A 13,384-nucleotide genomic window follows, 5' to 3' on the forward strand; every position below is an offset into this window, starting at 1 on the left:
TCCTTTGCTTATCTATTAAATTTGTAGGAATCATAATTATGAATTTTTATTAATATAATTAAAATATAACACTACTTATTATTCTCATAAAGGAGGCTTTCTATTGAAAGAAATTGTAAAAAAAATGATGCTTGATAGAGGTGTAACAATTGAAGATATTGCAAGCTTAGTTTATTTACTTCAATCAAAATACTGCAATTTAACAATAGAAGAATGTATAAATAGCGTTGATAAAGTTTTAGAGAAACGAGAGGTTCAACATGCCATTCTAACAGGCATAGCCTTAGATGTCTTAGCAGAAAAGGATAAACTTGAAGAGCCTCTGCTAAGTATACTCAAGAAGGATGAACCCCTTTATGGTATAGATGAAATATTAGCACTAAGCATAACAAACGTATATGGATCTATTGGGTTAACAAACTTCGGATATTTAGATAAAGAAAAAATAGGTGTTCTAAAAAAGCTTAATGTTAAAGGACCTAAGGTCCATACTTTCTTAGATGACTTAGTTGCAGGAATTGCTGCAGCAGCATCTGCTAGAATCGCTCATTCAAAAAGCAATTAGCAAACCTTTATTGAATCTTTACCTATTATTGCCTTTAGTTCTTTTATAATCTCTTCATCAATCTCTACCCATAAATCTTTATCAGCTAATAATTTGGTCTTTTCAGACTCAATGTATAGATAAACCGGAGTTTTTCCTCTCCTTTTTTGTAAAACCTTTTTTATTCTATTCATCATTTCATTGTCTCTATTTGATAATTTTATATACAGTTTTTTTGTATCTATGCTTTTTCGCTTTATAAAAGATTGTTTTCTACTACTTGAAATCAAATTTATATTTTCATCTGTAAGAGGAACTATATTTTCTGCGATTATCTTTGGTTCCTCATCTTCTTTTAAATTAATCTTGCCTACAACAATAACAATGCTGTCTTCATATAAATGTTGAACGCATCTATCATAAACGCCTGGAAATACTATAACTTCCATAGTTCCCAAAAGATCTTCCAGGGTTAGAAATGCCATCAGATTATTATTTCTGGTTGTTTTATCTTGCTTTTTCATCACTATTCCAGTAATTATTATTTTTGAACCATCCCTTAGACCAAGAGTACTGTTCTCCTCTTGCATTTCTTTTAAGTCGTTCGACTTAACGGTTGCAATCTTATTTATTAATTCCTCATACTCAGAAAGGGGATGTCCACTTAGATAGATACCCAGCATTTCCTTTTCAAAGCCTAGTAGATATTTATCTGAAAACTCTTTTACATCGGGAAGAACATCGTGTTTCATGTTCTGAGGCAACGTATCATCAAAGGCATTAAATAATGATACCTGTCCTTCTATATTTCTTCTTCTATCTTGATGAATTCCTTCAACTATCCTTTCATAACCTGCAAGAAGTCCTGCTCTAGTAACATTTAGACCGTCAAAAACTCCTGCTTTAATCATACTTTCTACTGCTCTTTTATTCAATTCTCTAGTTTCAATCTGCTCACAAAAATCAATGAAGCTAGTAAACTTCTTGCTTTTTCTTGCTTCAACGATTGACCTTATAATTCCATTTCCTACATTTTTTATAGCTAGCAAACCAAATCTGATTTTATCCTTAGAAACCGTGAACTTAGAAAAACTTTCATTTATACTTGGCGGAAGTATCTCAATACCCATTCTTTTGCAATCCCCTATATATTCTGCAACCTTCGAAGAATTTCCCATTACACTCGTCATAAGGGCTGCCATAAATTCAACTGGATAATGATGCTTAAGATATGCAGTTTGATAAGATAGAACAGCATAACTGGCAGCATGACTTTTATTAAAGGCATATTTCGCAAAGTCAATCATATCGTCAAAGATTATATTTGCTGCTTCCTTATCCACACCATTTCTAATACATCCAGCTATTTCAATATTTCCATCTTCGTCGACTTTTCCATTAATAAAGTACTCTCTTTCTTTCTTCATAACATCCATCTTCTTTTTTCCCATGGCTCTTCTTACAAGGTCGCTTCTTCCAAAGCTGTAACCGCCTAGTTCTCTAACCACTTGCATAACTTGTTCCTGATAAACTAGACAACCATAGGTAACCTTTAGTATAGGTTCTAATTTAGGATGAACATATGTTACTTTATCTGGATTATTTTTATTTTGAACATATTTAGGTATAGAGTCCATTGGGCCTGGTCTAAAAAGAGATACACCGGCTATAATATCCTCAAGGGACTCGGGTTTTAGCTCCTTCATAAATTGACGCATCCCAGAACTTTCAAGCTGGAAGACCCCTAGGGTTTCACCGCTGCTTATCAGTTCATATGTCTTGGGATCATCATAAGGAATCTTTTCTAAGTCAATATCAATTTGTCTATTAATCTTTATAAGCCTTACCGCTTCCTTTAGTACTGTTAAATTTCTTAGCCCTAGGAAATCCATTTTTAGAAGTCCTAGTTCTTCTAATAGATTCATATTAAACTGTGTAGTTACGTTATTGTCATGCAAGTACAAAGGAACGTATTCGTTTACAGCCTTTTTTGATATAACTACACCTGCTGCATGGGTTGATGCATGTCTTGGCATACCTTCCACCGCCATAGCTACATCTATCAAGTATTTTGCATTCTCATCATTTCTGTATATATCCTTTAGTTGTGGATTCAGCTCTATCGCCTTTTCTATTGTTATTCCTAATTGATGTGGAATCTGTTTAGCTATCTTATCGACATCTCCATAGGGCATATTTATTGCTCTGCCTACATCTCTTATAGCTCCCCTAGCAGCCATTGTACCAAATGTAATTATCTGAGCAACCTTTTCCTTCCCATATTTCTCTATAACATAGTCAATTACCTCTTGGCGCCTCTCATCCTCAAAATCAATATCAATATCGGGCATAGTTACCCTTTCAGGATTAAGAAATCTTTCAAAAATCAGGCTATACTGTATCGGGTCAATATCTGTGATGTTCAATGTGAAGGCAACAATACTCCCTCCACAACTTCCTCTACCTGGTCCTACTACAATCCCATTATCCTTAGCATATTTTATAAAATCCCATACTATTAAGAAGTAGTCCACATAACCCATTGTTTCAATGGTATTAAGTTCATACTCCAGCCTCTCCTTAATCTCATCAGTTATTACGTCGTATCTTCTTTCAAGCCCCTCATAGCAAAGTTTTCTTAAGTACTGACTAGGGTTATATTCCTCTGGAACATCGAATCCCGGCAAATGCATCTGATCAAAATCAAATTCTACATTACACAGGTCTGCTATCTTAGCAGTATTTTCAATTGCTTCGGGTGCGTAGGAAAACAACTTTGACATTTCATCATAAGATTTCAAATAGAATTCATTAGATGGAAACCTCATTCTTCCTTCATCTGCTACGGTTTTACCTGTTTGGATACAAAGGAGTATATCATGGGCAACATGATCATCCTTATTTAAATAATGTACGTCATTAGTTGCAACTAGTGGAATCCCTGTTTCTTTGCTAAGTTTTATTATATTGGTATTTACTAGTTTTTGTTCTTCAATTCCATGGTCTTGTAGCTCTAAGAAAAAGTTTCCCTCTCCAAAGATGTTATTGTATTCTAGAGTCAGCTTTTTAGCTCCCTCATAGTCGTTATTAAGAAGTCTTCTTTGTACATCGCCAGCTAAACAGGCACTAAGACATATTATATCCTCACTGTATTTTTCAAGTACTTCTATATCTATTCTAGGTTTATAATAAAAACCTTCTGTATAACCCTTTGAAACAATTTTAATTAAATTATTATAACCATTATTATTTTTAGCAAGTAACACAAGATGACCCATACCTTTATCCTTTACAGGGTCTTTGTCAAAACGTGTTCTGGGAGCAGTATATACTTCACACCCTATTATAGGCTTTACTCCCTGCTTCTTAGCTTGTTTATAAAAATCAACAACGCCAAACATGGCGCCATGGTCAGTAATTGCTACTGAGTCCATCCCAAGTTCTTTAGCTCTATCAAACAACTTCGAAATCCTTGTATATCCATCCAATAAGCTATATTCACTATGAAGATGAAGATGTACAAATCTATTTGTCATATACTTCATCCTTTCTAAAACTCTATCATATAATTTCGATATCTTGTCTACATTATACTATGTAAGACATATGGAAGTCTAATAGAAAAATAACAAACTGCCTTCTCGGCAGTTTTTAGCAACTTTTTTATTAAATTGTATTAAGCTTAGCTTAATCTTCCTTCAAATTTAGGAAACACATTTGTTATTTGTATTCCCAGGTTTTTATTTGTATCCACTTCTAGATAATTTGTAACTTTATTTCCTTTTTCGTCAAGCAGTATTCTCACTATCGGCTTAGATGGATTGATTTTGCTTATATCTACAACTAATCCTAATTCATTTGTATTAAGTCTAACAAGACTCCCAACGGGATATATTTTAACACAGTTTAATAGCTTTTTAACAAGTTCGTTGTCAAACTGTGTGTCTACCATTTTACATATATATTGTAAGGCTTTATGAGGGACGATCCCCTTCTTGTAAACTCTATCGGAAGTTAGCGCATCGTATACATCACATATTGCAACTATTTTTGAATATATTCTTATTTGTTCAGCTTTTCTACCTAAAGGATATCCATTCCCATCAGGTCTCTCATGATGACTTAGAGCAATCTCAGCAGCTATCCCGCTTATCCCTTCACTCTTTTTTAATATATCGTAACCATATGTAGTATGATTTTTTACTATTTCATATTCTTCAACAGTTAAAGCACCAGGTTTGTTTAAAATTTCTTGAGGAATTAACATCTTTCCAATATCATGTAATATTGCTCCAACGCCTAAATCCACAAGTTCCTCGTATTCAAAGCCATATGAAAGTCCTATAACTAGTGACATTATACAAACATTTACGGAATGCTCTAATGTATAATCATCAATAGTCCTTAGCTTTCCTAGGCTAATTACAATTTCATCATTTTCTAATAATTCCTCTATCAATTTATTTACAATTTCTAAGACCTTTTCAACTACTGCTCCGTTTAAATAGAATTCTTGCATTGTATCGGCAATAAATCTCTTAGCCTCTAATCTCGTTTCAAGTAAGTAGGGATCACTATGATTTTCTTTCTTCATTTCCTTAATAGGAAGTTTATTTTTTATCCACACATTTGATATATCAAGTGTTTTTATCTTCACTATATAGGTTTCTCTTAGCGTAATTCCATCACCAAGTAATATATTTCCTAAGGAATCATACAGGTTTTCACCAAGTATCATTCCTTCCTTTAATTCATCGACATCAATTTTAGTTAGTCTGCTGCTCATTATGAGATCCTCCAATAAATGAGAATATTAGTAAATAAATCAACTGATTATTATCTTCTTTCGACATCCATTACTAAAAACCTCCAATTAACAAGATTTTTTTTTAGGTTTCCAGTCCTAAATTAAAAAGCCTACTTAACAGTAAAATTTATCACATTAAGCCGCTGAAGTAAGGTTTTCAGAGAAGATAGAGTCTCGATCTTCCTATGAAAAATCTGGATTTAGTACTATTATATCCAACTTCAGAAATTGAATAATTACTTTTTTTACTATAATCGAGATTATTTTCTTCACTAAAAAAGAGCTACAATTCTGCAGCTCCTATAGATTAACTAATTTATCATTAATCAACTTTTCCAATTCTTCCATAGCTTCTTCTTCGTCTATTCCATTTATAATAATAGTTATATTAGAATCCCTTGAAATCCCTAAAGCCATTATCCCCATGATACTTTTAGCATTTACCCTCTCATTATCTTTTTCGACAAATATATCTGATGCAAATTTGTTTGTTGTCTGCACGAATAATGCTGCTGCTCTTGCATGTAAACCCATTTCATTCTTTACTTCAAAATCTCTCTTAATCATTTACTTAAGTCTCCCTTCATTCTCAATTGTTCAGCTATCTTTTCAATTTTTCTAAGCCTATGATTTACGCCTGATTTGCCTACGGGAGGGGTCAGCATTTGTCCTAGTTCCTTAAGACTTGCATTTTCATATTTAAGCCTTAGTTCAGCTATTTCTCTTAGATTATCTGGAAGCACCTTAAAACCAGCTGTTTTTTCTATATATTGAATGTTCTGTATTTGTCTTATTGAAGCTTCTACTATCTTGCTTAAATTTGCTGTCTCACAATTTACAATCCTATTAACATTGTTTCTCATCTGTTTAACTATCCGCACATTTTCTAGATGCATCAAGGCATTATGAGCTCCTATTATGTTAAGGCAATCAACAATTTGATCACCCTCTTTTAAATAAACAACATAATTACTTTTTCTTAGGATAACCTTTGCCTTGAGTCCATAACTATTGATTAGCGTGAGTAGTTCTTCACTAAATTCTTGGTTATGTGTAACAAATTCAAGGTGGTAAGTTTTTTCAGGATCACTAACAGAGCCTCCACCTAAAAAAGCACCTCTAAGATACGCCCTTTTACAGCATTCATTATCTAAAAGCTTTTCTGGTAGCTTATAATTTATGTTAAAGCTATTATTTTCAAAGTTAATAATTTCTAATTTTTGTAGAATTTCTGTTGCATCTGTAATTAGAACAACATAGGTATTTCCCTTTTTTAATACTTTGTTTTTCTTTACTAGTACCTCAGTATGAACATTAAAAGTATTTTTAAAAAGCTTAAAAATTAATCTAGCAATAGCAGGATTTTCAGTTGTAACTCTTATGTTAACTTTGTTAAGTCCTGCCAATTGTATCGTTCCACTCATCCTTAGCATTGAAGAAGCTTCAGCAAATTGACAACACGTATTTTCAAACATTTTTCTTACAAGTTCATTTTTCGTTTTTGAAGAAAATGACATTTAATCACCATCTTTATTAGTTATAATTTTCAAATACTAGTTTAACTTATACAATCAAAAATATATTCAATTAGGTATATTTGCATTCCAAGGTTTCCATGTTTTGAATAGCAATGATATAAGGACACTGAAAGAGTTGAATTGGAACAAGGTCTTTTGTAAAAAGATTTATATTTTATTATATCACAATTTTGAAAATATTTATCAATAATATATATGCAATACTTTTAAAATCCTAAAAGTTTCTATTTTTTCTAAATTCAGATTAATTTTATTGGAAGGAAGTCTCAGAATAAAGGATCTTTAAAAAGCAAATAATAACTTTGTAACATCATAAGGAGGTGAATTAATGCATACAAACAAAAGCATTGGATGTAATGTAACTGAGTGTAAATATCACGCTAAAACAGAATCTTATTGTAGCTTAAATCATATAGACGTAGTAAAACATACTAATACTGCAAAGACTGTAGAATGTACAGATTGTGGTAGTTTCGTAGCTGAAAACAAGTAACACAAGCTATATTGATATAGGAGGCACGACTATGCATACACCCCAAATGGAAGTAAAATGTTCAGTATCAAATTGTAAATATAACAAAGAAAACCTATGTCATGCAAAAAATTTACAAGTTAATGCCATGGGCGATGGCTATGCGAAAACTAGCGATGGTACTGCCTGTTCAACCTTTGTTTCAGAGATCAATAACAATAAAACCTTCTAATATCTCTATTTATTAATTATTACATCATTAATTATGAGGTAATAATTATCAACAATTTATTATACTCTGTAAACATTTAAGTTATAATGATTACAGAGTATTTTTAATCTTGCATTTTTTCACCCTTCATAAATCTATCTATCTCGTTCATTTTTATCCCATTGAAAACCTTTTGATAATCTTATTTTATATTATGCCTGAGGTAATTGCATAATTATAGCTTGGCAAAATTGCGTATGTGAATATCATCCTTACTTTAATTACTTCAAATAGAGCATATTTTATTGGTATAGCTCTAGGGTTTTTAAGACTATATATATTAGAAAGTTTTTTTAGATGGTAGTTATGCAATTTGCTCAAATAATTATTTTTCTTGAAAGATAATTATTTTCAGTTAAAATATTAATATAGGGCTTAAAGCAGATAGTTTAATTTATAAACCCTATACAGACTATTTCTAACAAATGTTAAAATTCTTTGAGGAGGAACAAAAATGAATAAAATTACTGTTTTTGGAAGCAAACATTGACCAGGCTGTGCACCAGTGAAGGAGTTTCTTTCACAGAATAATGTTGAATTTTTATATATTGATATTACGGATAGCATGTTAAACCTAAAGAAATTTCTCAAATATAGAGATAATAGACTTGAATTTGATGAGATTAGAAAGTCAGGTAGGGTTGGACTTCCTTGTGTAATGATTAATAAGGGAGAAAGATTTATTTTTGATCAATCGGAGATAGATGAATTAGTAGGTAAGTAAGTCAAAAGACAAATCATTACATATAACATTAAAAAGACCTCATAAAACTATGAGGTCTCAATTTTTCTTATTTCTTTTATAGCTTTATCAATAATGTTCTTTTCATCATAATATTTTGCCATTCCTTTGACTCTATCTATATGAATAAATCTAGCATCTATAAATCCCTCTTCTTTTTGAGGGTTACACGCCATACTCCTAGCCTTCATCAGGTACCAATGGACTGTTTTATTGACTATTTCATTATTTTTCCAGCTATTTTTGAAAGAATATTGAATCTTTCCAATATATTTTATGGCATCAGCCTTAACTCCACCTTCTTCAAAAACTTCTCTTATAGAAGTATCTTTTGTATCTTCATTTTCCTCAATCTTACCCTTTGGCAACACCCAATCTCCATTATATTTTTTAAGAAGTAAAATCGCATTACCAAAATAGACAACTCCACCTGCACTAATTTCTTCTCTCAATTGTTCCACTCCTTATGCTAAAAACTACTATAAGCTAAAATATATATCAAACATTGTAATTTTACTTTCTTATACTATAATATATTAAAAAATACTATCTTTCGGAACAATTTATTATATAGAGTTCATAGTAAATCTCAATTTATACATATCAAAATATTCGATGCTTCTTGGGATTTTTAATCTGTATAAATGAAAACTTTGATTAGAATCTCTGTAGAGAATTCTTGTTAAAGCTCAATTTATGCATGTCCAACTATTCAAATTTGGCAAAATTTTAGATATGTACAAATTAATAGTTTTACCGAAATCTCTATATTTAAACTATCCATAGAAAGTTTAAAACTATGCAAGTAATTTGGTTTCTAAGGCTCCTATCAATTTCCAAATCATGTCCAGAATTTGATAGCCGCCTTAAAAACAAAAGGCATAGCAGAGTTTTGAACTTTATATGAATAATCTTGGTAGTAATAGTATACCATAATAAAGTTAACATAGTATGGTAATAATTTCAATAATAATCTCGTATATTTTTGATTAAAAAAAATAGAAGATTTAGTTTTATTAACTCAATCTTCTAATTCCTTAAATTCTTAGATTTTCTCATTATCGAATTCAATTCCATAAATCTTATTCTGTCTTGACTATACTTTCTTTCTATAGCCGTCTGTAGTATATGCTCAGACAATTTTAAAGCATCATGTCTTACATATCCCTTCTTTACTTCAATAAAATTTCTTTGAACAAGCTGAATCCCATGCTCTCTGAATACCTCTTTATCTTCTTCTCTTATTTCAACAGCCTTTGATCCTTCGTCTTTATATTTAAAGTATATATCATCGGGAATTTTTTTATTATTTGCATAGACATATTCAATAATATTCTCATCTGTATGTCTTAGAATGGTCTTTACATGATCTCCTACTGAATATCCATCGGTTTCACCTGGCTGAGTCATAACATTTGATACATATACCTTAATAGCAGAGGATTTTTTTATCATCTTAGTAATATCTTCAACTACTAGATTAGGCAAAATACTCGTATATAGGCTTCCAGGTCCAAGTATTATTACATCAGCATCCATTATCGACTCCTTTGCTTCTAGTAGGGGCTTGGCCTTTTTAGGTTTTATAAATACGCTTTCGATTGGACTATCTAATTCTTTGGATTTAATAGGAATTTTCGATTCACCCTTTACTATTACACCGTTCTCTAATCTAGCGAAAAGGGTAACATCTTCCGTGGTAACAGGAAGAACTTTTCCAGCTACGGCAAAAATATCATTTATTCTCTTTATTGCATCTTCAAAGCTATCGGATATTCCATTCATTGCGGCTATTAAAAGGTTTCCAAAGTTCTGATCTTTATATATACCTTCTTCAAATCTATACTGCAAAAGCTTCTCCATAATTGGCTCTGTGTCTGCCAAGGCCAAAATACAGTTTCTTATATCTCCAGGTGGAAGCATCCCTAAATCTTCTCTAAGCTTCCCTGAACCACCGCCATCGTCGGCTACAGTAACAATGGCAGTAATATTAGAAGTAAATGTTTTAAGTCCTCTTAAAAGGACAGATAGACCTGTCCCCCCACCAACAACTACTATTTTTAATCCTCTATCTAGCATATTCTTATCTATTATATTGCTTATATTTTTAGAATTTCTAAAAATATTTCTCGAGCTTGAATTAGTCATAATTCTTGTCACTATTTTTGTTATACTACATATTGAGATAGACACCAATATGATACCTAAAATAACAAGTACTAATTTGTATTCGACTTTAATTGATTCGCTAATTAGATGACCTAATAAACTATTGATACCTATTGATGTTAATATGATTCCGATTATCCCTAAAAAAATCCACCTTTTAACCTTTCTACCTGGCTTAAGCCAGAAGTAAATATTCATTTCCCCCTTACTCCTTATCTATAGACAAACTTATTAAGACCCAAAGCCATTAAGTACTTTTCCGAGAATATCTACTATACTTTGAGGTTATTTGTCTTTATTTAGGTGCATCTCTATGATTCAACCTTACTCTTTGACCTTTCTCTTTTAAATATTCATTTAGTATATTAGCTACAGTTACCGATCTATGCTTACCTCCTGTACATCCAACTGCTATAACCAGCTGGAACTTACCCTCTCTCTCATAAAAAGGTATTAAGAAATCTATAAGATCATTCAGTTTTTTTACAAACTCAATGCTCTCAGGCCATTTCATAACATACTCTCTTACATTCTTATCATTTCCTGTAAACTCTTTCAATTCTGGTATATAGTGAGGATTAGGTAGAAATCTCACATCAAAGACTAAATCTGCATCCAGGGGAATTCCCTTTTTAAAGCCAAAGGATAAAATTGAAATCATAATATTATTTGATGAACCCTCAATGAATATTTTTTTTATTTCTTCCTTAAGCTCGCTAGGTATCATATTTGATGTATCTATTATTTTGTTAGCTCTTATTTTTAAATTCTCTAATTTCTCTCTCTCAGCCTCTATTCCATCAATTATTCTACCCTCACTACTCAAAGGATGTACTCTTCTAGTCTCTTTGAATCTCTTTATTAGAGTTTCATCTGAGGCATCAAGGAACAATATCTCGTATTTATAACCTTTACCTTTCAGTTCGTCTAAACTTTCAAATAGATCATCAAAGAACTTACCGCCCCTTATATCTATCACTAATGCTATTTTCTGAATCTCTCCACCATTAGTGAAACAAAGTTCAGCGAATTTTGGAATTAATACAGGAGGTAAATTATCTACACAATAGAATCCTAAATCCTCCATGCATTTCATTGCTTGACTTTTCCCTGCACCAGATAAACCAGTAATTATCACAAATTTCATAGACCCACCTCATCTTATGTTCTCTTACTCTTCTGTATTTATTATACTATCTACATTTAAACCGGCTTGCAGCGCGCGGTTTATACCCTTTTCTACATTGCCGATATCTTCAGGCCTATGGGCATCACTGTTTATAACAAATTTTGCGCCCTCTTTCATAGCTACTTTAATGTATTCCACTGTCAAATGCCCATGGCTGCTGTTTATTTCTAATGCTGTATCATTTTTTACTGCAGCTCTTGCTACTTCCTTTGTATCAATCGATGCTTTTGCTCCTGGATGAGTTAATATATCTATATCATACTTTGATAAGGCTTCTACAACTGACTTTGTATTTATTACCCTCGATTTTCTTTCTATAGATGGTAATAAAGGACTTAATACATTATAAATCTGAACCTTTGTACCTTCTATTAGCTTATCAGGAATACTTCCAAAATGAAAACCCGCTAATAAAATATCTAGCTCTTTTTTTATTTCTTCGTCAACATCGATTTTACCATCTGTACCAATAATATTTGCCTCCAGACCAAATTTCACTTCAATATCTGGATTTATTCTATTTAGTTCGTCTATTTCTTTTCTCATCTTTTTTATATTTTTTTTCTTTACCCCATATCCTATATGCTTTGGTCCATGATCTGTTATAGCTATTTCCCTAAGACCTTTCTTTTTTGCTGCTTCAACATTTTCCTCAATAGTTCCCTTTGCATCACCACTATAGATGGTATGAGTATGATAGTCAGCAAATATTTTCATAAAATCACCACTATTCTTCATCAATTATTTTTACTTCTGTTTCTAGCTCCACGTCAAATTTGTCTCTAACAACCTTCTGAACAAGTCTAATAAGATCATAAACCTCTTCAAAGGTAGCATTTCCTAGATTAACAATAAAACCACAGTGTAGATCAGATACCTGGGCATCACCTACTCTAACACCCTTTAGCCCAGAATCCTCGATAAGCTTACCTGCATAATGACCTACTGGTCTTTTAAATGTACTTCCAGCACTAGGTAAATGTAAAGGTTGCTTTGATGTTCTTCTCTCTGTTAAATCATCGGTTATACTCTTTATTTTTTCAAAATCACTCTTATTTAATTCCATTTGAACCTCTAAAACTATGTAACCATTTTCTTGAATAATACTTTTCCTATAACCAAATTCTATCTCGTCCTTAGTAAAGTGCATTACATTTCCTTTATTGTCTAAGACAGAAACTCCAGTGACAACATCCTTCATTTCTCCGCCATATGCTCCAGCATTCATAGCTACAGCACCACCTAATGTTCCTGGAATTCCACTAGCAAATTCAAAACCTTCTAGACTTTCATTCATTATTATTTTCGATAGACGAGAAAGTAATATACCTGCCTGCGCCTTTACAATGTTACCTTCAACTACTACATCCTTAAAATTATCTGCAACTTTAATGACTACTCCTCTAATCCCTTTATCACTTATTAATAGATTACTTCCATTGCCTATTATGTGATACTTTATATTATTTTCTTTACAATACCCTATGGTAAAAGCTATTTCTTCTATAGATTCTGGCATTATTAGTAGGTCAGCTGGGCCACCGATTTTGAAGGATGTATGGTTTTTCATCATCTCATTTTTTAGTACATTTTTTGGATTAATATTATTTGCAATATCTATATATATTTTATTTATATCCATAAATTCATCT

Annotated in this window: 13 protein-coding genes; 4 read left to right on the forward strand and 9 right to left on the reverse strand. The window is 31.8% G+C overall.

Annotated features, from left to right (window positions below; genetic code table 11):
- Nucleotides 1–103 precede the first annotated feature (103 nt).
- On the forward strand, nt 104–565 hold the full coding sequence (locus R9X47_RS06325) for a phosphatidylglycerophosphatase A family protein (RefSeq protein ID WP_432665894.1): 462 nt from the start codon (nt 104–106) through the stop codon (nt 563–565).
- Here R9X47_RS06325 and R9X47_RS06330 read toward each other — a convergent pair.
- From R9X47_RS06330 to whiA, 4 genes are all read right to left on the reverse strand, one after another.
- Nucleotides 562–4,080 carry a DNA polymerase III subunit alpha gene (locus tag R9X47_RS06330; RefSeq protein ID WP_432665895.1) on the reverse strand — a complete coding sequence of 1,173 codons (3,519 nt, stop codon included), beginning with the start codon at nt 4,078–4,080 and terminating at the stop codon, nt 562–564. The two genes, R9X47_RS06325 and R9X47_RS06330, sit on opposite strands and share 4 nt — an antisense overlap.
- 146 nt (nt 4,081–4,226) lie before the next feature.
- A complete protein-coding gene (locus R9X47_RS06335; RefSeq protein WP_432665896.1) occupies nt 4,227–5,330 on the reverse strand; it encodes an HD-GYP domain-containing protein in 1,104 nt (367 codons plus the stop codon).
- Nucleotides 5,331–5,651: 321 nt separating this feature from the next.
- Nucleotides 5,652–5,918, reverse strand: a complete 267-nt coding sequence (locus R9X47_RS06340) for an HPr family phosphocarrier protein (RefSeq protein WP_432665897.1) — start codon at nt 5,916–5,918, stop codon at nt 5,652–5,654.
- On the reverse strand, nt 5,915–6,868 hold the full coding sequence (gene whiA, locus R9X47_RS06345) for a DNA-binding protein WhiA (RefSeq protein ID WP_432665898.1): 954 nt from the start codon (nt 6,866–6,868) through the stop codon (nt 5,915–5,917). The genes R9X47_RS06340 and whiA overlap by 4 nt, the downstream gene beginning before the upstream one ends.
- A gap of 349 nt (nt 6,869–7,217) precedes the next feature.
- On the opposite strand from whiA, the gene R9X47_RS06350 reads away from it, so the two are divergent.
- From R9X47_RS06350 to R9X47_RS06360, 3 genes are all read left to right on the forward strand, one after another.
- Nucleotides 7,218–7,382, forward strand: coding sequence for a DUF1540 domain-containing protein (locus R9X47_RS06350; protein ID WP_432665899.1), 165 nt, complete (start codon nt 7,218–7,220; stop codon nt 7,380–7,382).
- A 31-nt stretch (nt 7,383–7,413) separates the two neighbouring features.
- The gene (locus R9X47_RS06355) at nt 7,414–7,593 is read left to right on the forward strand and encodes a DUF1540 domain-containing protein (protein WP_432665900.1); all 180 of its coding nucleotides are present in this window, start codon (nt 7,414–7,416) and stop codon (nt 7,591–7,593) included.
- A 544-nt stretch (nt 7,594–8,137) separates the two neighbouring features.
- Nucleotides 8,138–8,356, forward strand: coding sequence for a glutaredoxin domain-containing protein (locus R9X47_RS06360; protein WP_432665901.1), 219 nt, complete (start codon nt 8,138–8,140; stop codon nt 8,354–8,356).
- A 47-nt stretch (nt 8,357–8,403) separates the two neighbouring features.
- On the opposite strand, the gene R9X47_RS06365 is transcribed toward R9X47_RS06360, so the two are convergent.
- The 5 genes from R9X47_RS06365 to murB form a co-directional block, all read right to left on the reverse strand.
- Nucleotides 8,404–8,826, reverse strand: coding sequence for an NUDIX hydrolase (locus R9X47_RS06365; RefSeq protein ID WP_432665902.1), 423 nt, complete (start codon nt 8,824–8,826; stop codon nt 8,404–8,406).
- A gap of 577 nt (nt 8,827–9,403) precedes the next feature.
- Complete coding sequence (locus R9X47_RS06370) at nt 9,404–10,741, reverse strand: gluconeogenesis factor YvcK family protein (protein WP_432665903.1); 1,338 nt, start codon at nt 10,739–10,741, stop codon at nt 9,404–9,406.
- Nucleotides 10,742–10,838: 97 nt separating this feature from the next.
- Complete coding sequence (gene rapZ, locus R9X47_RS06375; RefSeq protein WP_432665904.1) at nt 10,839–11,690, reverse strand: RNase adapter RapZ; 852 nt, start codon at nt 11,688–11,690, stop codon at nt 10,839–10,841.
- A 24-nt stretch (nt 11,691–11,714) separates the two neighbouring features.
- The gene (locus R9X47_RS06380; RefSeq protein WP_432667591.1) at nt 11,715–12,470 is read right to left on the reverse strand and encodes a PHP domain-containing protein; all 756 of its coding nucleotides are present in this window, start codon (nt 12,468–12,470) and stop codon (nt 11,715–11,717) included.
- Nucleotides 12,460–13,374 (reverse strand): UDP-N-acetylmuramate dehydrogenase, encoded by a 915-nt coding sequence (gene murB, locus R9X47_RS06385; protein ID WP_432665905.1) that lies wholly within the window; start codon nt 13,372–13,374, stop codon nt 12,460–12,462. The genes R9X47_RS06380 and murB overlap by 11 nt, the downstream gene beginning before the upstream one ends.
- Between the last annotated feature and the right edge of the window lie 10 nt (nt 13,375–13,384).

This window comes from Wukongibacter baidiensis (assembly GCF_050888315.1).
Lineage (GTDB): Bacteria > Bacillota > Clostridia > Peptostreptococcales > Caminicellaceae > Wukongibacter > Wukongibacter baidiensis.